Origin of the sequence: Streptomyces sp. NPDC006385 (genome assembly GCF_040612485.1) — a bacterium.
Classification (GTDB): Bacteria; Actinomycetota; Actinomycetes; order Streptomycetales; family Streptomycetaceae; genus Streptomyces.
This window is the reverse complement of the sequence record NZ_JBEXQG010000061.1, coordinates 1-19,529: the sequence shown is the minus strand read 5'-3', so window position 1 is coordinate 19,529 and position 19,529 is coordinate 1. Positions and strand designations below refer to the sequence as shown.

The window sequence follows — 19,529 nt, the reverse complement described above, 5'->3', positions numbered from 1 at the left end:
CGGGCCTGGACGTAATCGGGCCGAGTCCGGTCCGCTCATGGTGGTGAACAGACCGGAACCTGGCGCGGAACAGAGTGCCGGGACGGTCAACCACCGCGTCCTGCCCAGAGCCGCGGCCCGCGCCTCCTGGACTGCGGCCCTTCGCCATCAACGCCACCGATGCCTTGGAGAGCCGCCTGGAGGCACTCCTCAGGGGAGAGCAAGGTGTCCACGACGATCTTCGGGCCCGGCACCGAGACTGCCGGCTCGCCACTGCACTCAGCGGGTCGTTCCGCGGAGGTCTGGGCCCGGCCACGTGCCACCTCATCGGGACAGACACACTCGACGATGTGGAGCGCTTCCCCAATACCGGCGGCGAAGCGGCGCAGGGCACGGACCTCGCGGGGCCGGGTAAGGGGACGGCCGTCGAGCACGACTGTGGCTCCGGGACTGGTCTCGAGGTGCCACACAGTGGCCTGGAGGAGGAACTCGTACAGCCTGTCGCTCTGCTCCGGTGAAGGCATGACCGGTAGGGGGAACAGCACCCGCCGCAGTGCGGCCTTGTCGAGCAGGACTGCGGGGATGGCTTTGGCCAGTGCCTGCGCCAGAGTCGTCTTGCCGGTCCACGGGCGGCCGCCTACGGCGACGATCATCAACTCTCCTGTCCACACTCGGATACGCACTCGCCGGTCAGGCCGAGTGAGGCAGTTGGCCAGCGGGCTCGGGGCATCCGAAGAACGCCCAGACGCCTTTGCCTGAGATGCCTTCTCGGTTCGCCCTCCGGGCTGCCGTCCAGCCGTCCGCCATCGCGCTGACCAGGTTCAGTCCTCGGCCGGACGTCGCGTTCACCGAAGGCCGGATGGTCAGCAGCGGCACCTTGCCGGAGTTGTCCGTCACCAGCACCCCCAGAGCGATCCCCGGCCTGAAGGCGAGTGCGACTTCAACGTGCTCGCTTTCGCCCATCGGCCGTGTCCGGGCGTGCACGACCGCGTTGGTCACCAGCTCACTGGTGGCGAGGACCACCCGATCGATGAAACCGTCAGCCTCCAGCCCCCACCCCTCGAGCTGCTCGCGCACGAATCGGCGGGCGTCGCGTACGGCGCCGGCCTCGCTCTCGATCTGGACCGCGGCGCGCTCGGTCCCGTCCCTGAGCGCCAGCACCGCCAGGAACTGCCGGTTCGTCAAGGACGTCATCGCTCACACTCCCGGTTCTGGTGGCGGGCGCCGCCATCCAGAACAACTGACTGGACTGCGGCGCCCGTGGGCTCAACGGCTGGGCGTCAGAAGCCTCGGCTGCCGAGCAGCTTGTCGGGCGGTTTCGAGACCGGCATGATTCGCCGCCGAGCCGCCGGCAGACAACCGTCACCGATCACTGATCAGTTACTTCGGCATGGTCAAGTCACTGATCTGGTCACTGATCCGACAACAAGTCACTGTTTTGCAGACGGAGTCGACAGGCCCTCAATACTCTGTCTGTGGAGCGCATCAGGTGAGGGAGGTCTCATGGATCGTGCTTCGCACCGCCCGTCCTGCGCGAAGCGGCTACGGCAAGAGGGCGCCAGCCGCGGGGAGTCTGTACACGAGATCGCCGAGACGATCCGCGCCCACTGCTCCGTGTCCCCGCTGCGGGCTCAACGCCTGGCCCGCGGGCTGACCCTCAAGGAAGCCGGCGAGGGGTTGAACGCGCTCGGAAAGGGACGTGCTTCCGCTCCCCGGGCGGACGGCGATCAGCTGGGGCACTGGGAGACCGGCCGCCAACCGCGCCCGGCTACGATCGGACTGCTGTGCGAGTTCTATGGATGCACGCCCCAGGACCTGGGGTTCGCAAGCACCTCAGCCGCAGTGCCGCACCCATCCAACGATCTCGTTCTGGCTGGGCAGCCATCCCCCGCATCCGCAGCGGCGCGGACGTCGATTGCCGCCACGTCCCTTGAGCAGCAAGTCGATGCAGCCCGACGTTCGGTGGACCGCACTCTCGCGACGGGCACAGTCACCGCAACCCAGCTGGACCTTCTCGACGAGCAGGTGCTCTGGGCCCGCGAGCAGTACGTCTACACACCGCCAGCGCCGATGCTCCAGGTGCTCCTCGGCCACCTGACGGAGGTCGAGGACCTGGCCGCGCACCGGCAGCCGGCCACCGTGCAAGTCCGGCTTTCCGAGCTGACCGCCATGCTCGCCACCCTGATCGCCGACGCACTCATGAAACTCGGCCACCTTCCCAGGTCCCAGTCCTGGTACGCGACAGCGCGCAACGCCGCAGACGACAGCGGGAACGCCGAGCTGCGGGCGCGGGTACGGGCACAGGCCGCCATGCTCCCGTACTACTACGGGCCGTTGGAGGCCGCCGTCAGTCTCTCAAGAGAAGCCCGCATTCTCTGCCGCGGCCGCCCCGGGGCCACCCTCGCGTTCGCTTCGGCCGCCGAGGCCCGCGCCCTTGCGAAGCTGGGCGACTCACAAGGCGCGGAGGCCGCACTCCGCTCCGCAAGGGCCGCGTTCGAACAGAGCAGGGTCGCAGGCACCGCCGACAACGATGCCTTCGGTTTCCCCGAGCGACGCTTCCGGCTGTACGAAAGCGGAACCCTCACCGCCCTCGGCCATACGAGCCAAGCGCGGCGTGTACAGGAGGAAGCCCTCCACCTCTATCCGGCGAAGACCGGCATCGACCCGGCGCTCCTCAACTTCGAGGCCGCCATCTGCCTCGCGCAAGATCGCAGCCCTACCGAGGCGTGTCAGCTGGCGGCCGCCACCTTCCTCCGAATCGTCCCCGATCACCGGACATCCATCGTGGAAGAACGGGCCCGCGCAGTCATTGAAGCCCTCCCCCCGGGGATACAGAGCGGCCGCGGAGCCCGCGAGCTCCGCGAGATCCTGGCACTTCCTCCAGGACGGATGTGACAGCACCGCGGGTAGTCGGCCAGCCTGGACCTCATGACAGAAGCGGCGCCGGCTCCCGGCGGTTACGACGAGTCCGAGATGCAACAGGTCCTCAAGCGCGGATGCACGGCCGTCGGCCTCGACAGCTCCGACGCACGCCTCCTTCGAGGACACACCAACGCGGTCATACTCCTGGAGAAAGAGCAGGTCGTTGTCAAGATCGCCCGCAAGGGCACTCGCATCGATGACGTGGCGCGCACAGCGGCGTTCGTCCGCTGGCTCATGGACTCCGGGTTCCCGACGGTCCCTCTGCATCCTGTCGACCAACCGGTCGTCGTCGACGGGCACGCCATGACCTTCTGGACCTATTTGCCACAGCCGGACAAGCCGGTCGCCGCGGCGCAGCTGGCCCAGCCACTGCACGCGCTTCACGGGCTGTCCACGCCACCGGTAACGCTGCCAGGCCACGACAACCTCGCAGCGATCCGCCGGTCCCTCGCAGCGATCACGTGCCTCCCAAGAGAAGCACTGCTGTTCCTGACCGAACTCACGGAACATCTGGAATCGGAGGTGCGCTCCGTGGAGTTCGCCATGCCGGAAGGGATCATCCAGGGAGATCCGCAACACCGAAATGCCCTCCACATCGGCGATGGGAAGGCCGTCCTCTGTGACTGGGACACTGTGGCCGTCGGACAGCCCGAGTGGGATCTCGTCACCGTTGAAGTCCACTGCCGGCGCTTCGGCCACGGCCAACAGCACTACGCTGCCTTCGCCGACGCATATGGGTGGGACGTCACCCGGTGGCCGGGCTATCGCCCCCTGGCAGCGATCCGCGAACTCCGGATGATCACAACGAACGCCCGCAAGGTCCACCATGCGCCTGGGAGCCTGGCAGAGGTCGAGCGGCGGGTAGAAGGCCTGCGCCGTCAGGACACCCGGCTTCAGTGGAACATCCTCTGAGCTCCTATGCCGACAGACCGCTTGCCGCCGAGAGCCGCTGCGACTGCCCAGAAGCGCACCCCTGCGCTCGATCGCAGCGGGCAGAGCTGCCTTACTGACTTCGCCGGCCCCGACCAATCCGCCGAGGCGTTCGCCGACGCCCGCAACGTCCTGAGCTCGGTGTCGGCACCCGCCCAGGAGCTGCTGGAGCGCGGCCAGGCCGTGATGGAAGAGTGTGCCGCATGATCCTGGTCCTGTGGGACATCGACCGCACTCTCGTCTACACCGGTGACATCGACCGGCGCGTCTTCCGCGAGACCTTCACCAGCGTTGTCGGGCGCCCTCCGACCGCCCTGCCCGCCCGCGGCACCGGCATCACGATGCCCTTGGCCGTGCGCGAACTCCTACGGGCCCACGAAGTGCCCGAGCACAGCGTGGAGACGCTCGCCGCCCGCATCGTTGCCGAGCTCCCCGGGCGCCTCTCCGGCTATCGGGAGGTACTGGCCAGCGAGGGGGTCATTCTGCCCGGAGCCGTGGCGGCGCTCGACGCCGTCCACCAGGCGGAGGATCTCATCGCGACCGTCGTCACCGGGAACCTAAGAGGCAGTGCCGAGACCAAGCTGTCTTCGCTCGGCCTCGCCAGCTATCTCGATACCACCATCGGCGGCTTCGCGTCCGACGACCCTCACCACCCGGCTCTCGTGCGCATCGCCCAAGACAGAGCAGCCGCCAAGCACGGAGGCCTCTTCGATCGCACCAACACCGTCATTGTGGGCGACTCGCTCGAGGACGTACGCACCGGGCTGGAAGGCGGTGCCAAGGTCATTGGGGTCGCTTCGGGCACCACCACCACCGAGCAACTGCGCGCCGCGGGAGCACATCACGTCCTACCCGACCTCACCGATACCGTCACCCTGCTCGACCTCATCAACGAGACCCATGCCCAGACCTCGGTCGGCCCCCGCTACCACCGGCTCTCCCGGAATCCGGACGTGCTGTTCTGCTACGGCACTCTCCGGTTCGATGCCGTCCTTGAGTCCCTGCTGGGGCGGGTCCCCCAGAAGAAGCCAGCCACCGCCCCCGGATACCGGGCGGCCGCCCTCCAGGACCGCGTCTATCCGGGGCTCGTCTCCGACGAGGAGGGCGGTGCGGCGACCGGCGTCGTTCTGACCGACCTCACGGACAAGGAGTGGCACATCCTCGACGCATTCGAGGACAAGTGGTACGGGCTGCAAGAAGTGCAGCTGTCCAACCGCGAGCGCGCCTGGACGTACGTCTGGACAGGAGGCGATGTACGGGTGGACGACTGGGACGCCGCCGAGTTCGAAGCCCAACACCTGGCTGCTTACGCGGCCCGCTGTGCGCGTCTTGCCCCTGGGCTGGCCGCGGGGCGGCCGAAGGGCGAGTAGGACGAGGCCTCACCTCGGCGCTCTGCCCCTTCACGCCACTGAAGCGGTCCTGCCGCTGAGCGTTCACAGGTGGCCCGTCTCTGGAGCGGAGACGGGCCATTCTGGTTCTCATCTCCCGATCGCGGCCTCCATCGAAACAGATACCGCAGCCGTGCCGCACAATGACCGCGATAGGAATCGAGCTGCTCCCACCGCATTCGATAGCGCATTTCTGGCGGGGGGTGTCATTGGACTCCCCGGGGGTCCTGGCACCGGAATGCCTGAGACAACACGGGCACCAAGCTCGGGAATGCGTTCTGCCTTACGTTCTAAGGCGTACGAGGGGAGGCCTCTTGGGGGCGACACCTTTCGAATGAGCTGGAAGTTCTGCTGCTGGTAGTAGGCAGCGAGTACTGGGGAGCTGCAGTCCCGGCGTACGCGGCTGACGCCCTCGCGTGCAGCGCGGTCGACGGCCCATTCGGCGATGAGCTTGCCGAGCTTGCGGTGGCGTTCGGCAGGGTCGGTGACGGTGCCGTTGAGGTAGTAGGCAGTGTCGGCGGCTTCGGCCGCGGTCCAGGTCCAGGGCGCGGACGTCCGCAGGATCGTGGTGCAGCCCAGGATCCGGTTGTCATGTTCGGTGAGGACCCACATCTCGCTTTGGCGCCGTGTGCAGTTGCTGGCCAGCTCGTGGACGTGTCGTCCCCAGCTGCGCCAGTTCGGGAGCTGGTTGGCCTTCATCCAGTCGGAGCGCGCCTGGATCATCGCAGTGAGGCCGGTCTGGTCAGCTGGCGTGGCTGGGCGCATTGAAAGCATGCGGTCCGCTCCTGTGTGCTCGTCCATGAGCGGTCGGCAGTCTGGTGGTCCGGTCCGCACCTTAGACCTCTACTGCCTGGTAGGCACACCGGTCCTCTGAACTCTGGGCCAGATCGTCATGTGCGGTGTTCCCGTATGTGGCGGGATGCCCTGCAAGCGTTCTCTGGCAGTCCGTCACCTTGTCGATGTCAGGCTGCGGCAGGCCGTGAGCGCAGGAGCCCGTCGGTGAGACGTTGGGCGAGAAGAGCGGCCTGGAGGGCGCCGGCGGGACCGGGTGCGGAGTCGAGCGCGCGGATGAAGGCGGAGCCGACGATGACGGCGTCGGCGTAGGTACCGACGAGTGCTGCTTGCTCCGGGGTGGAGACACCGATGCCGACGCCGACAGGGAGGTGCGTGAGGGTGCGCAGGCGGTCGATGAAGGCGGGCAGACCGGGGTGGAGAGGGCCTTGACTGCCGGTGACACCGGTGGTTGCGGGGGCATAGACCATGCCGCTGGCGGCAGCGCAGACGCGGGCCAGGCGTTGGTCGGTGGCGTTCGGCGCGACGACGAACACGGTGTCCAAGTGGTGTTCGCGGGCGGCTCTCAGCCAGTCGGAGGCCTCTTCGACGGGCAGGTCGGGAATGACGACGCCCGCCCCGCCGGCCGCAGCGAGGCGCTGGGCGAACCGGGCTGCGTTATGAACAGCTCGCGTGTCTCAAGCCCCAGTCTGTCTCAGGGCAGACACAAGGGTGATTCACTGCGTAGCACGCCGGTGCCTGTCTCAGCGGAAGCTGAGAACCGTTGCACGTTCGTGATTTCCGAGCTCGGATTACGGATTGCAGGGCAGGGCGGACAGGGCATAGCCACGGGTGGGTGGCTGAGCTCACGCGAGGAGCATCCGTGCGGGCCGTTCTACAGCCGACGGCCGGGCGGGGTGAGCACCACTCACTTTCCGCAGAGTCCCTTCTGCAAGGCAGGCAGGTTGGCCTCCATGACCTCGATGTAGTCGTCACCACGCGCCTGCTCGGTGACTCCTTCCACCGGGTCGAGGAGAGCGGTCTTCAGGGATCCTGCTGCGGACCTTCTCGTTCGCCCTCGCGGACGACTGGCGGACCGTCGCGCTCTGGCTGGTGGGGGCAACCCTGCTGCACGACCTGGCGCAGCTGCCGCTGTACACGCTGGCCGACCGGGGCGGTCGTACGAGGGCTGGGCGGACACCGGGCCCGGGTGATGTACGTCCGCGTCCCGGCCGCCGCTCCTCCTCATACGGTTCCCGCTGATCAGTGGGATGGTCGCGGGGCGCTACCGGTCCGCCACCGACCCATCACGGACGGCTTTCTGGCTCGCTGGCTGCTGATCAGCGCAGTGCTCTTCGGCGGCTCGGCGCTGCTGCGGGCAAAGCGGGTCCGCCCGCTCGCCCGCGGTCGAGAGCAGGGCAGGCCGCGCAGGGCGACGAAGCAGCGCGCGCCCGCCGACAACTGACCGGTCCTCCTAAAGCGGCTCGGACGGCGGCGCCTCGACCGCTGTGGTCCGGCTGGTCTTGTGCGGTGTAGTGCGCTCACCCGGCCCGACTGTTCGATCCTATCTGATCATGATCGAATATGTGTCAGTAAGGCATGCTTCCGGGGAGTTGATCACTGAGCGGTCACAATCGCCCGGGGTGACTCAACGCCCCTGGCTGGTTACGGCAGCATCGCAGCGGGCGGGCAACGGAGCCGAGTCCCGGGGGCGTACAGAACGTCCCCCTCCACCGACGGGCGAGTGCTTTGGCCGGCGACATGACACACATACAGGAACTGACCGACAGTGAACTCACCGCACCCTGGCGCGAGTCGGGCTCCCAGGAGGCGACCGAGGAGCTGCACCGGCGCCATCACCGGGCGCTCGTGGGCTACGCCCGGCTGTGCTCCCGCGACGAGCACACCGCCGAGGACCTGGCGTCCGAGGCGTTCACCAGCGCGCTGGAAGCGGTGCGCTCGGGCCACGGCCCGCACGGCGCATGGCGCCCGTACCTGCTGACCGCGGTGCGGCGGACCGCCGCCCGCTGGTTCACCACCGAGCGGCGCCACCGGCTGGCGCTGGACTTCGAGCAGTGGCTCGACGAGCGCGACCCGGCCGTCGAGGACGCCGAGACGTGGGTCGTGCGCCAGGAGGAGCGCAGCCTCGTCCGCCGTGCCTTCCTCTCGCTGAACGAGCGCTGGCAGACGGTCCTGTGGTACACGGCCGTCGAGCAGGAACCGGCCGGGGTCACCGCGCGACTCATGGGCCTGACGCCGAGCGGGGTGGCGTCGTTGGCGTCCCGGGCCCGGGAGGGGCTGCGCGAGGCCTATCTGACCGCCCACGCCCAGGACGCCCGCGCCGGCGAGGAGTGCCGGCACTTCAGCGCGCTGCTCGGGGCGTACGTGCGGCGCGGAGAGCACAAGGCGGGCAGAGCGGTGCAGCGGCACCTGGGGAGCTGCGCCCGCTGCCGGGGAGCGGTGGACGAACTCACTCGTCTCAACGACCGTTTCGGCGCCTACCTCGCCACCGGCGTCCTCCTGTGGGCCGGTCCCGCCTACCTGGCCACCCGGTCCGCGTCCGCGTCCCTCGCCGCGTCGGCCGACGCGGGCCCCGCCCGAGCCGGCAAGGGCGGCAGCCCGCTCACCCGCCCGGCGGCCCTCACGGCGGGCGCGGCGGCCCTGGCGGTCGCCGCCCTGGCCGTCGTGTCCCTGCTGCCCGGGGACCCGGACACCGAGGAGAACCGACCCGTGCGGGGCCGGCCCTCGCCCACCGTGCCGTACACCTCCGCGCCGGACACTCCCGCACCGGCCGCCACCGCGCCGAGTCCGCCGCGGCCGGCGTCCACGCCGCCGCGCCCGGCGCCGGCCACCGCACGGCCCTCCGCCGCCCCCGCCGGGGTCCCCCTGGCCGCCTGCACGGGCTTCGACGCGGACGACGGCGAGCTGAAGCCCGCCGCCGACGAGCACGACGTCCCCCGCTCCGTGCCGGGCTGGACGCACAGCTTCCCCGGCGGCTGGCGCGTGGACAACTCCCGGATGCCCGACAACGGTGTCAGGGAATGGCGCGGCTGGACCCTGACGACCCGGGACTTCTGGGAACGCACCGCCCCGGGGCAGTACCGTGAGGACTTCTCGCTCGGGCGGCGGGTGATCGCCGTCGCGGATCCGGACGAGTGGAACGACCTCGGCGAACCGTCCCGGACCAGCACGTTCGATTCGACCCTCGTCTCACCGGCCTGCGCCACCCCGCCCGGCGGCCGGCTCACGCTCAGCTACGTGACCCACTACTGGCAGCTGGGAGCCCAGCGCGGAGAGGTCCTGGTGTCCTTCGACTCCGGCCCGGACCGCCTGCTCAAGGCCTACGCCGCCGACCGGTTCGACAGCAGGGAGAGCCTGGCCGTCACCGTGCCCCGGGGGGCCCGGACGATCACCGTGAAGTTCCGCCTGAGGGACGCCCGCAACGACTGGTACTGGGCCCTGGACGACGTACGCCTCTCCTGAGCGCTTGGTAATGGTTCGGCAAAGCAGCGGGACGGCAGGCGTGGGGGCTCCTCTCTGTGGCCGAGCCGCTCGCGGCGCCGCCGCGGACGACGGCGGCGCGCGGCTCCCCGGGCAGCAGCGGAGAAAGGGGCGGACGTTGACCGACTGGTCTGCGGCGGACAGGACATTTGAGCACGGCAGGGAGACGACCGAGGGAGAAGAAACGTTTGGCCATGCGCCCGGGGAGCAGCACGGGACTCTCGGGCGGAGCCGTCCGCTGTCCCTGCTCGCCGCCGCCCTGACGTGCGAACCGGCCCAGGGCGAGGCGATCCTGCTGGACCTGGCGCGCCGGGCCGGGTGGCGCCTGCCGCCGCGGCTGCACGCCGTGGCCGCCGCGCCGCCCGCCCCCGCCGGGCTCCCCCGCTGCAGGCCGGGCTGGCTGGCCGAATGGGGCGGCGCACAGCCGTACGTCCTGATCGCTCAGCCCGGGCCCGAACCGGCCGGGCTGCTGGACCGGCTGCTCGCAGGCCGTCCCGTGGTCGTCGGGCCGGCGCTCGCCAGGGAACAGGCCGGGACCTCCCTGCGGTGGGCCCGCACCCTGCTCTCCCTCGCGGTCGACCCCGCCCGGCCCGCCCGGCCGGTGTACGTGGACGACCACCTGCCGGCTCTGCTGCTGGCGCAGGACGAGACGCTGCTGCTCCAGCTGGTCAGAGGGCGCCTCGGTCCCCTGTCCGCCCTGCCGCCCGCGCAGGCGGAACGGCTGGCCGAGACCCTGCTGGCGTGGTTCGAGTCCGGCAGCGCGGCGCAGACGGCGCGGCTGCTGCACGTGCATCCGCAGACCGTCCGGTACCGCATCCGTCAGGCCGAGCGGATCTTCGGACCCGAACTGAAGGAACCCCGCCACCGGCTGGAGTTCGTCCTGGCGCTCAACGGGCTGCGGCTGACGGCGCGGGCCCGCCGGAGCCGCGCGGCAGCGGCCCTGCGCAGGAGCCGCGGTCACCGCAGCGCGTGACGCGGCGGCTGCCGCGGCACCCCCTGGCTCCCGGCCGGAGGCGGCGGCTCACGGCCACAGGCCCGCGGCCAGCGACACCAGGAGGACCAGCACGGCCGCCGCCAGGAGCCCGGCGGGGACCGCGCGTCCGCAGGGCCGGCGTCCCCGCCGCGTGCGCCTGCCGTGTGCGGCACGCGGGCCGGGGACCCGCCGCTGTCCCGCGCCTGCCGGGGCCGGCCGCGCCCCGCCCGCACGGGGACGCTGGGACGCGTCCTTGGCGGTGTGGTAGGCACCCGCCGGCCACCAGCCGAGGAGTCTGCGCGGCAGGTGCACGGGCAGCCGGGCCTGCAGACCGCGCAGCTCGCGGAAGAGTTCACGGCAGTCGGCGCACAGCCGCAGATGGCCGGTGTCGTACGGGCCGTTCCACGATTCCCCGGGGCCCAGAAGCACGCTGTTCACGAAGCGCAGGCATGCGGTCTGCTCCACTTCTTCAGCCTGGCCCAGCGGCGAGGGTTTCGCGAGTACCTGTCCGGGCTGCTGGCGCCGCGGGAGCGGAACAAGACGATCACCTGCCTGGCAGGGGCAGAACCGGTGGCCGGTGCGGGGACGCCGGGGGTACAGCGGCTGCAGTTCTTCCTGTCCGAGTCGCCCTGGGAGGCCGAGCTGATCAACGACCGGCGGCTTGAGCTGCTACGCGAGCAGCCGGCGACCGCCCCGCACGACGACGGGGTCATCGTGATCGACGACTCCGGGGACCGCAAGGACGGCACGGCGACCGCGCACGTGGGCCGGCAGTGGCTGGGCCGTTTAGGCAAGACGGACAACGGCATCGTCACGGTGACCACCGTGTGGACCGACGGCCGCGTGTACTACCCGCTGCACGCGACTCCCTACACCCCCGCCCACCACTTCGCCCGCGGCCCAGCCCCTGGTCAACTGCGCCTTCTCCTTCTGCTAGGACCAATGGTTCGCCCCAACCGAACCCCTGGACGCCACCGCGCCCGACCCGCACCCCGACGAGGGGCCAGAGAGGGGGACCGACCCCGTCCCACCAGCCCCAACGGCCCTGCTGGCCCAGGGCCTTACGGGCCATCCGTTCCTGGCTCAGCCCCGCCGTCACCCTCAACCGATGGTGGCGAGCATGGACGGACACCGACCCACCCTCCGAACTCCGGGCCCTGATCGACGCGGTCACCAACGGACACGGCATTGACCTCTACCTCCGGATTTAACGAACTATCGGTAGGAGAAGCGCTGTTTGTCCGCATCTCAAGTGTCGGGTTACCAAGACGTGGCCCACCCCGCACTCATGCGGGAATCGTGCATGTCTTGGAGAAGCCTGTATGAAGATCCACGCCCAGTCCCGCCCCTCGAGCACCTCGGCCCTCCGTCGCCGCGCCGCCGTTCTGGCCGCGGGCGTGGGAGTCTCAGTCGCCATGGGATCCGGGGCAGCTCTTGCCGCGCAGCCTTCCCAGTCGGCGCCGACCCAGGCAGGGGCCCAGAAGGTCGCGGCCGCGGGCCTCAACCAGGCAAAGGCGCAGAAGAAGCAGCCGTCCGGCTGGGTGACTCCGGTGTCCAAGTACACGCTGGGCCCGAAGTTCGGCCGCGGAGGCGCCCTGTGGTCCAACAAGCATTCGGGCCAGGACTTCTCCGCGCCGAGCGGAATACCGGTCAGGGCCGCGCACGGCGGCATTGTGGTCGAGGCCGGCTGGGGTGGCGCGTACGGCAACAACGTCGTAATCAAGCATGGCAACCGCTCCTACACCCAGTACGCGCACATCTCGAAGACTACTGACTTCAGCTCGTCAGGGTGAATCTTGACGAAGTCCCTGATGGGGCTGGAGCGGTGGCTGTATCCCGTGGTGTGTGAGGTATGCGGATGGGGGCGGGCTGACCGCTGCGGGACGTCGGCGCCGGGAGTCGGTGCGGATGCAGGCGGCCGAGCTGTTCGAGCAGAAGATCATGCCGCCGGAGGTGGCACGGCGTTTGCGGGTGAGCCTGAAATCGGCCTACCAGTGGCATCAGCTGTGGCGGGACGGCGGTCGTAAGGCTCTGGCCTCCCGTGGTCCGGGCGGGTCGCGGTGCCGTCTGTGGCCGCGCTGCTTGGAGAAGCTCGCCGGGTATCTGGAGCAGGGTCCGGCCGCGCACGGCTGGGTGGAGGACCAGGTGTGGACGGCGGCGCGGGTGGCCACGCTTGATCGGCCGGAAGTTCCACGTCTCGTACAGCGTCTCGGGTGCCACGAGGCTGATGCACCGGCTCGGCTTCAGTCCGCAGGTCCCCGCACGGCGGGTCGCCGAGCGCGACGAGCAGGCCGTCACCGTCTGGAAGGAGGCGACTTGGACGGAGGTAAGAGAGCACGGGCGGCCTGCGGGGAATACATCTGTTTCGAGGACGAGGCAGGCTTCACCCGCCGGCCGCCCCGGGGACGCACCTGGGGCCGACGCGGCCGCACCCCGGTCGTGACGGTCAGCGGGCGACGCTCGGGACGCCTGTCGGTGGCCGGGCTGATCGCGATGCGGCCCGGTTCCCGCAGCCGGCTGTGCCACCGCCTGCGCACCCACCGAGCGGGCAAAGGCAAACGTCGAAGCATGGGCGAGCGGGACTTCATCGCACTCGTCGACGGCGCCCACCAGCTCCTCAGGGCACCGATCGTGCTGGTCTGGGACCGCCTGAACACCCACATCTCCCACGCCATGCGTGAGCTGATCGCCGAGCGCGAGTGGCTGACGGTGTTCCTGCTGCCCGCCTACTCACCCGACCTCAGCTCCGTCGAGGGGGTGTGGGCACACGTCAAACGCAGCCTGGCCAACCTCGCCGTCGTCGCCCTCGACCGGCTCGAAGCCCTCGTGCGCAACCGACTCAAGCCCCTGCAGTACCGCCCCGCCACCCTCGACGGCTTCATAGCCGGCACCGGCCTGACCCTCGACGATCCGGCCTGACCCTGACGAGCTGAAGTCAGTAACGTCCGCGTCGGCCAGGAGGTGAACACGGGCCAGCAGATAGGCAAGGTCGGCAGCACCGGCAACTCAACTGGTCCGCACCTGCACTTCGAGGCCCGCACGACGCCGAAGTACGGTTCGGCCGTAGACCCGATGGCCTTCCTGCGACAGCGGGGCGTCTCCGCGTGAGCAACGGACGCCGACTGGCGGTGTGACCCCGAGGATGGCTCCCGCCATCCTCGCGGCGCGTACGTCACAGTAAGCCGCAGAGGCGTGCTGCCCACTAAAGGCGGGACACCTGTGCTGTCCGGACAGGGCCGGGTCGCCTTCTACGGCAAGCGGCGACCCATCCCCTCTGGGGAGTACGTTCCCGCCCGGAGCGTGCTCGGTGGACTCTCCAGCTCATGCCAGATCCCCCCATTCGGCTCTTCCCCAGCGCCGCCCGGACGCCGTCTGCAACGGGTTGGCCAGGGAACGTGCCCGTACCGCGTTGGTGCGGAGCGGTGCCTGCTGCCAGGTCCCCCACCCTCCCCGCCCACCGGAGCCCGACGAACCAGGGCGGGCTGATCACGCCGTCGGTCGCCTTACCCCCGGGCGGTCCCGGTACTGGGAGAGGTACTTGCCGTCCATGCGGTAGCGCAGCCGGAGCGGCCAGCTTCCGGCCACTATGGGCTTGCGGTTCTTGACGAGAAGGGTGCGGCCACCCACGTCCGGCATGGAAATGGATGCCATCCGCGCCACCTTGCGCAGATCAAGACGGGTGGCATCACCCCCCGTGAGCGCCGCCGCCGCATTGCGCCCCGCCGTCTCCGCCTGGAGACGCGCCATGATCCATGTCTTGGGGAGGTCGAGCCCTACGCCCTGTAGACAGCTAAAGTCGCCCGCCGCGAAGACGTTCCGGAACGCTGGTGTCGCGAGCGTGCCGTCGACCTTCACCAGCCCGCGCTCGTCCAGGAGTTCGGCCGGGAGGCCCACGTCGGGGCCTCGCAGAGGGCTCGTTACAGCAATGATGTCCGCGTTGATGGTTGTCTCGGACAGCACCAGCTCGCCGTCACCGATCCGCTCCACGTTGGCGTGCCTGACAGTTTCAACGCCGGCAGTGCTGGCGACGGTCACCAGCCGGGCGGCGGCCTTTGCGCCGAACTGACGGTCCATGGCATCGCCGTCCTCCACCGCGAGAACGCGGACGGCCCTCCGTCCTGCGGCTCGCATGGCCTTGGCGACCCAGCCCGCGTACTCCAGCCCCGGTCCGATCCGCTCGCCAGTCAGCAAGAAAACGATAGTTCCCTCGTTCAGCCCGTTGAGTTCGCCCAGAAGCTGCCGTGCTTCGGAGGGATCACAGGGAAACAGAGCGTGCTCATCGCTGCCCGGGATGCGCTGCCGGTCCGCGGGGGCTCCGGGGGCAAGGATCAGTTGGCCGTAGTCCACGCGCTTACCTGTTGATGTCAGGACTAGTTCACGCGTTTCCGGATCGATGGCACCCACGCCGTCCTCGATGCGTTCGAAGCCGTGTCGCTCCGCGATGCCAGAAAGGGGGATGGACAAATCCTCCGTGGGGACAGCCGCCGCCGGGAGATAGACCAGCCAGGGACGATAGAACAGGTCAGGCTGCGGACTGATGAGCGCGAGACTCGCATCCGGGGCGTGACGTCGCGCGGCGACCGCGGCGTCGACTCCGGCTGCTCCTCCTCCGACCACCACTACATCGAAACTCATCGGACCGATTCCCCCTCGGCAACAACGGTTACAGAGCGCGATCTTCCTTGACATGCGAACTACTGCGCACCACAGTACATGACGTCGGTATGCGACATACCTTCAGTTCATTGGGGGCTTTGTGAACAACGGGGAAGGCCTGGTCAAACGACGTTCTGACCAGGCGAACGGGGAACCAATCGCTAGCTGCGAGGACTGCACCGTCCGAAGGGTCGGTGAGAGGTTGAAGGGCTCGGTCCGGCTGGTGATGCACCAGACGCAGCAGACGCGTAGGGCTGCAATGGGGGGCGTTCGATGTCCGGTGTGCGCATGATCGAGCGGTCCGCAGCACACTCCTGCGACCCGCTGACCGAAAGGTGCCTCGACTGTGAAGGCACCGTCATCATCCTGATCGAGCCGCACACAGTGACCCGCACCGGTCTCCAGCACATGCTCGAAGAGGCCTGTCCGGCATCCGAGGTCATGGCCGTCGCGACGCCCGATGACGTCCAGATGGAGCGCCCAACCGCCTGCGTGACGCTCGTACTCTCGGTCGGAGCGCTCTCGGGAGCGCTGGGCTCGCTGGGGCCCCTGCTGGCACGCCCGTGCACGCGGCTCGCCCTGCTAGCCGGAGCCCTGGACCGCGACCGGTTGCACCTCGCGGCCGAGTTACCGATCGACACGGTCGTCCGCGCACAGGATCTCAGCGTGGCGTCGCTGGCGGAGATGCTCGGAGCCCTCCGCCGGGGCATGGTCTCCGTCTCCAGGACCACGATGCGAGAGCTGCTGGCACTCGCCGCCGACCCCGCCGGGACCGGTGGACCGAGCCGGCCGCCGCTCAGCGCCCGGGAACTGGACACACTGCGGTTGATGTCAGCGGGGCTGAGCAATCGCGAAATAGCCAAGCGCATGTGCATCACCGTCCACGGAGTTAAGCGCCACGTGGCCAACATCCTCGTGAAGCTCGGCTGCCAGAACCGCACTATGGCAGTCGCGCTGGGGCTGCGGCAGGGACTGGTCGACCTGGGGAACGCGACCGGACACTAGGGCTGTGGGCCCCTCCCCCGTTCTTCGGAGACTGCTCTCCAGAGCGATGGACGGGGCCCCGATCCACTTGTGTATCACCGCGAGGCGTGCTGGGGGCACAGCACTGCCGTCAACCGCTCGCTGAACCCCATGGGATCATCCAGGTGGAAGAAGTGCCCACCCGACAACTCCGTGAGCGTGAACTCCGACCGTGTCTCCAACTGCCACGCCGCCATGTCCGCAGCCGCCGCCTCGGTATCGTCCCGACCTGCGAAGACGTGCAGCGGACACCCCAGGGCCGGTCCCGGCCGGTACTCGTACGTCTCAAAAACGGCGAAGTCGGCACGCAGAGTAGGCAGCAGGAGTTTCCGCAGGGCATCGTTGCCGGCGACCTCGTCAGGAATCCCGTTCAACTCGATGGCGCTCAACCACAGTTCGTCATCATCCAACGCGCGGCGCTGAGGCAGAGCGGCCCGCTCGGGTGATCGGGGTGCCTGGCAGCCGGAGACCACCACGCACTCCGCCCGCAGGCCGAAGCGTGCCTCCAGTACTCGGGCCACCTCGAACGCGACGAAGCCGCCCATGCTGTGTCCCCACAGCGCGAACCGGCCCCGCAGCTCAGGCGCCAGTTGAGGCAACGCTGTCCTGACCACCTCCGGCAGGTTGTCCAGGGCAGGTTCACCGATCCGGGACTCCCGGCCGGGCAGGTGCACGATCCTCAGGGAGAGGTGTGGGGCAAGGTGCCTGGCGAAGGGCCGGTAGACGCCCGGTCCGGCTCCTGCGTGCGGTACGCACACCAGGGTCAGCGCCTGTGGGGAAACCGCTGCTTGCGGCTCGAGGAGCCACGGGACTGGACGTCGGATGTGACGGGAGGTGCGTGCACTGGACTGGAACATATGTGATCTCGCCTCCGCGATGGCTGGGCGTCGCAGACCTTTCACCGGACCGTGTGCAGGATGTCGAGAGCGCCCTCCTCGTAGAGGCGACGCGTCGCCTGCCGCTGCCTCTTGCCGGAAGACGTTTTCGGAAGCGTCCCGGGCTTGATGAACAGGACCTCGTGCGGGGCGTGCTCGGACGCCTCGCACAGGCTGTCCATCACTCGGCGGCCCAGCGCCTCCAGATCGGCCCCGGCGCTGCGCCCCTCGGCCACGACCACCATGCGCTCCCGGTCCGGCAGCGAGAATGCCACGACGTTGCCGGCTCGCACTCCGGAGACGCGCTCGGCGACCATCTCATAGTCCTCGGGGTAGAGATTGCGCCCGCCCACAATGACCATGTCCTTGATCCGGCCGCAGACCATGAGCTCGCCCTCGTCGAGGAAGCCCAGGTCCCCCGTGGCGAGCCATCCGTCTTGGTGAGTGTCAGCGGAATCGACATTCCCTCCCGCCGTCCAGTAGCCGGGCGTCACACCGGGACCCTTGACGAGAACTTCGCCGACCGCGCCGTCGGGCAGGACACGACCGTCCTGGTCGCTGATGCGGACCTCGGTTCCGGGGACCGGTGGGCCACAGCTCACCAGGCGGCGCCCGGGGGCAGCCTGGACGCCCGGAGCTTCGGTTCGGCCACGGTCCCCGACGGGGTCGACGACACGCACAGGGGTGGCGTGGTCGCTGCCCGAGACCGCGAGCGTTGCCTCCGCCAGTCCGTACATCGGGCACATCGCCGTAGCACCGAAGCCGTAACGGCCGAGTACCTCCTGTGTCATGGCCAGCGCGTCGGCGTCGATGGCCTCGGCACCGTTGATCGCGATGCGCAGGCCGGACAGGTTCAGCGCAGCGGGGCGCAGCGCCTGCACCTTGGCGGCCAGACCGTACGCGAAGTTCGGAGCGGCGGTGAACGTGCCGCCGTAGTCACTGATGGTCCGCATCCAGCACGCGGGCTGCTGCATGAACGTCTCGGTGGCCATGATGACAATGTGGGCACCGCCGGCGGCTATGCCTGCCAGGGAGACGATCCCCATGTCGTGGTAGAGGGGAAGCCAGCTCACGTACGTGTCGTCGGGGCCGAACCCTGTGCGCTGGCCCGCCGCCGCGATGTTGCCGATCAACTGGCCCTGCGTCACCGGAACGGCGCGCGACAGCGCGGTCGTACCCGACGTGAACTGCAGCAGGCCGACACTGTCCGGTGACGGCATGGGCAGCCCTCCGCCTGAGAGGGTGGGGGACGTGCGCAGCTGACGCAGGCTGACCGCAGGAGCGGCGACACGGCCGGCGAAGAGTTCGGCACTCTTCTCGGTCGTCACCAACAGGACGGGGGCCGCGGCCTTGATCCGTCGCTGTACCTCCTCGACGAACGCGTCGGCGTCAGCGCGCCGAGGACGCGGCAGGACCACCGGAGTCGCGCCGAGTCGCCAGATGCCGAACAGCGTGATGAGCAGATCCTTGGTCGTGGGCGACAGCAGGCATACGCGGTCGCCCGGGGAAACTCCCCTGGCCCGCAACGCCCGGGCCGCCTGCTCGGCCAGCTCCGCCAGTTCCGCGTAGCCGATGCGACGCGGGCTCAGGTCAGCGTCGAGGACCGTCAGTCCAGCAGCAGCGGGAGCCTTGAGGAGACCCTCGGTGATCGAGTAACCGCTTGCCTCTGACACGAGGAATGACCGGTTCGGGACATGGTGGGACGCCACGGCTACCTCCGCGATCGGTGATGTCTGGCGGCGACGCTAGGCGCGCGACAGCCGGAATCGGATGCGGCCTGCGGCTATCTCTTCGGGCGAGTCCGGTGGCCGGGAGAGGTAGCCATGTGGCCACGCCCCATCGCTGTACTCCGACGGGCGTTGTGCCGCACGGCTCCGACAGGAAGCGTCGAGGCGCTGTGCCCTGTAGCCCGCAAGCGCGAGGAGTAACCGCCGTGGAAGCTGCGTCCTTCCCAACCCCCGCCGGTGCAGACCTGGCGGATCCCGAGTTCACGGAGTCGGTGCTGCGTGAGGAGAACCCCGAGCGGCGCCGCGAACTGATCGCCGGAGCTCTCCTGGCGTTCTTCGTACGGACCGATTCCCTGCCCCAGGGCGCGGAGGTGGACACGCCCACCACGCTGGAATCCCTCACCGCCGTGGAACTCAACGCCGTCCTGGAGGCACGGCTCGGTGTGGAGCTCGGTCTGCCTGAGTTGCGCGGTGCAGTGACTGCTGACCAACTTGCTGATGACATCGCCGGCTTGCTGGGCAACGGCTCAGCTCCGGGCGCGGGCGCCGTCTTGGTCGCGGATGACGACGGACGCTTCGAGCCGTTCGGGCTGACGGACCTGCAGCAGGCGTATCTGCTGGGCCGTGGCGGATTCTTCGCCCTGGGCAACGTACCGGCCGCCTTCTACGCCGAGATCGACGCCGACTCGCTGGACGTGGACCGGCTGGAGCGGGCCTGGAACACGGTCGTGGCACGGCACGACATGCTGCGTACCGTCTTCACCGACGACGGCCGCCAGCAAGC

General features: G+C 69.3%; 17 protein-coding genes and 4 pseudogenes. 12 read left to right on the top strand and 9 right to left on the bottom strand.

All coding sequences use genetic code 11. The features are described 5' to 3' along the window. Positions 1-86: 86 nt before the first annotated feature. Positions 87-632, bottom strand: coding sequence for an AAA family ATPase (locus ABZ078_RS33560; protein ID WP_189905122.1), 546 nt, complete (start codon positions 630-632; stop codon positions 87-89). 37 nt (positions 633-669) lie between these two features. After that, positions 670-1,173 (bottom strand): ATP-binding protein, encoded by a 504-nt coding sequence (locus ABZ078_RS33555; RefSeq protein WP_189905120.1) that lies wholly within the window; start codon positions 1,171-1,173, stop codon positions 670-672. 309 nt (positions 1,174-1,482) lie between these two features. Here ABZ078_RS33555 and ABZ078_RS33550 point away from each other — a divergent pair, with 309 nt between their 5' ends. From ABZ078_RS33550 to ABZ078_RS33540, 3 genes are all read left to right on the top strand, one after another. After that, positions 1,483-2,874, top strand: coding sequence for a helix-turn-helix transcriptional regulator (locus ABZ078_RS33550; RefSeq protein WP_356581617.1), 1,392 nt, complete (start codon positions 1,483-1,485; stop codon positions 2,872-2,874). Between the two features lie 33 nt (positions 2,875-2,907). Beyond that, on the top strand, positions 2,908-3,813 hold the full coding sequence (locus ABZ078_RS33545) for a phosphotransferase (protein WP_189905118.1): 906 nt from the start codon (positions 2,908-2,910) through the stop codon (positions 3,811-3,813). Between the two features lie 221 nt (positions 3,814-4,034). After that, positions 4,035-5,201: a gamma-glutamylcyclotransferase gene (locus tag ABZ078_RS33540; protein WP_356581615.1), complete on the top strand. Its 1,167-nt coding sequence runs from the start codon at positions 4,035-4,037 to the stop codon at positions 5,199-5,201. 108 nt (positions 5,202-5,309) lie between these two features. Here the strand turns inward: ABZ078_RS33540 and ABZ078_RS33535 are convergent, their stop codons facing one another. The 3 genes and pseudogenes from ABZ078_RS33535 to ABZ078_RS33525 form a co-directional block, all read right to left on the bottom strand. After that, on the bottom strand, positions 5,310-6,020 hold the full coding sequence (locus ABZ078_RS33535) for a GNAT family N-acetyltransferase (RefSeq protein WP_356581613.1): 711 nt from the start codon (positions 6,018-6,020) through the stop codon (positions 5,310-5,312). Positions 6,021-6,181: 161 nt separating this feature from the next. Further along, positions 6,182-6,655: pseudogene (gene trpA, locus ABZ078_RS33530) on the bottom strand (tryptophan synthase subunit alpha); the annotation flags it as partial. Positions 6,656-7,253: 598 nt separating this feature from the next. Beyond that, positions 7,254-7,469 (bottom strand): annotated as a pseudogene (locus ABZ078_RS33525) (hypothetical protein); the annotation flags it as partial. Between the two features lie 282 nt (positions 7,470-7,751). On the opposite strand from ABZ078_RS33525, the gene ABZ078_RS33520 reads away from it, so the two are divergent. Both ABZ078_RS33520 and ABZ078_RS33515 read left to right on the top strand, forming a co-directional pair. Continuing rightward, a complete protein-coding gene (locus ABZ078_RS33520; protein ID WP_189905109.1) occupies positions 7,752-9,473 on the top strand; it encodes a sigma-70 family RNA polymerase sigma factor in 1,722 nt (573 codons plus the stop codon). 136 nt (positions 9,474-9,609) lie between these two features. Next, positions 9,610-10,464, top strand: a complete 855-nt coding sequence (locus ABZ078_RS33515) for a helix-turn-helix domain-containing protein (protein WP_189905107.1) — start codon at positions 9,610-9,612, stop codon at positions 10,462-10,464. A 48-nt stretch (positions 10,465-10,512) separates the two neighbouring features. Here the strand turns inward: ABZ078_RS33515 and ABZ078_RS33510 are convergent, their stop codons facing one another. Further along, the gene (locus ABZ078_RS33510; protein WP_189905245.1) at positions 10,513-10,929 is read right to left on the bottom strand and encodes a hypothetical protein; all 417 of its coding nucleotides are present in this window, start codon (positions 10,927-10,929) and stop codon (positions 10,513-10,515) included. Between ABZ078_RS33510 and ABZ078_RS33505 the strand changes: the two genes are divergently transcribed. From ABZ078_RS33505 to ABZ078_RS33485, 5 genes and pseudogenes are all read left to right on the top strand, one after another. Next, entirely contained in the window at positions 10,843-11,625 is a 783-nt protein-coding gene (locus tag ABZ078_RS33505) for a transposase (protein WP_356581611.1), read from the top strand. The two genes, ABZ078_RS33510 and ABZ078_RS33505, sit on opposite strands and share 87 nt — an antisense overlap. Before the next feature lie 161 nt (positions 11,626-11,786). Next, the gene (locus ABZ078_RS33500) at positions 11,787-12,257 is read left to right on the top strand and encodes a M23 family metallopeptidase (protein WP_356581609.1); all 471 of its coding nucleotides are present in this window, start codon (positions 11,787-11,789) and stop codon (positions 12,255-12,257) included. Between the two features lie 115 nt (positions 12,258-12,372). Continuing rightward, positions 12,373-12,907 (top strand): annotated as a pseudogene (locus ABZ078_RS33495) (winged helix-turn-helix domain-containing protein). Then, positions 12,823-13,383: a transposase gene (locus ABZ078_RS33490; RefSeq protein ID WP_355273462.1), complete on the top strand. Its 561-nt coding sequence runs from the start codon at positions 12,823-12,825 to the stop codon at positions 13,381-13,383. Before ABZ078_RS33495 ends, ABZ078_RS33490 begins: the two are co-directional and overlap by 85 nt. Before the next feature lie 21 nt (positions 13,384-13,404). Continuing rightward, positions 13,405-13,572 (top strand): annotated as a pseudogene (locus tag ABZ078_RS33485) (M23 family metallopeptidase); the annotation flags it as partial. 378 nt (positions 13,573-13,950) lie between these two features. On the opposite strand, the gene ABZ078_RS33480 reads toward ABZ078_RS33485, so the two are convergent. Beyond that, entirely contained in the window at positions 13,951-15,099 is a 1,149-nt protein-coding gene (locus ABZ078_RS33480) for an FAD-dependent oxidoreductase (RefSeq protein ID WP_189905099.1), read from the bottom strand. 309 nt (positions 15,100-15,408) lie between these two features. Here ABZ078_RS33480 and ABZ078_RS33475 point away from each other — a divergent pair, with 309 nt between their 5' ends. Continuing rightward, the gene (locus tag ABZ078_RS33475) at positions 15,409-16,125 is read left to right on the top strand and encodes a LuxR C-terminal-related transcriptional regulator (protein ID WP_189905097.1); all 717 of its coding nucleotides are present in this window, start codon (positions 15,409-15,411) and stop codon (positions 16,123-16,125) included. A 74-nt stretch (positions 16,126-16,199) separates the two neighbouring features. Here ABZ078_RS33475 and ABZ078_RS33470 read toward each other — a convergent pair whose 3' ends face one another. Continuing rightward, entirely contained in the window at positions 16,200-17,000 is an 801-nt protein-coding gene (locus tag ABZ078_RS33470) for a thioesterase II family protein (RefSeq protein WP_356581606.1), read from the bottom strand. Positions 17,001-17,041: 41 nt separating this feature from the next. Then, a complete protein-coding gene (locus tag ABZ078_RS33465) occupies positions 17,042-18,691 on the bottom strand; it encodes an AMP-binding protein (protein ID WP_356581604.1) in 1,650 nt (549 codons plus the stop codon). A gap of 260 nt (positions 18,692-18,951) precedes the next feature. Here ABZ078_RS33465 and ABZ078_RS33460 point away from each other — a divergent pair. Beyond that, the coding region (locus ABZ078_RS33460) for a hypothetical protein (protein WP_356581602.1) at positions 18,952-19,529 on the top strand (578 nt) is incomplete at its 3' end.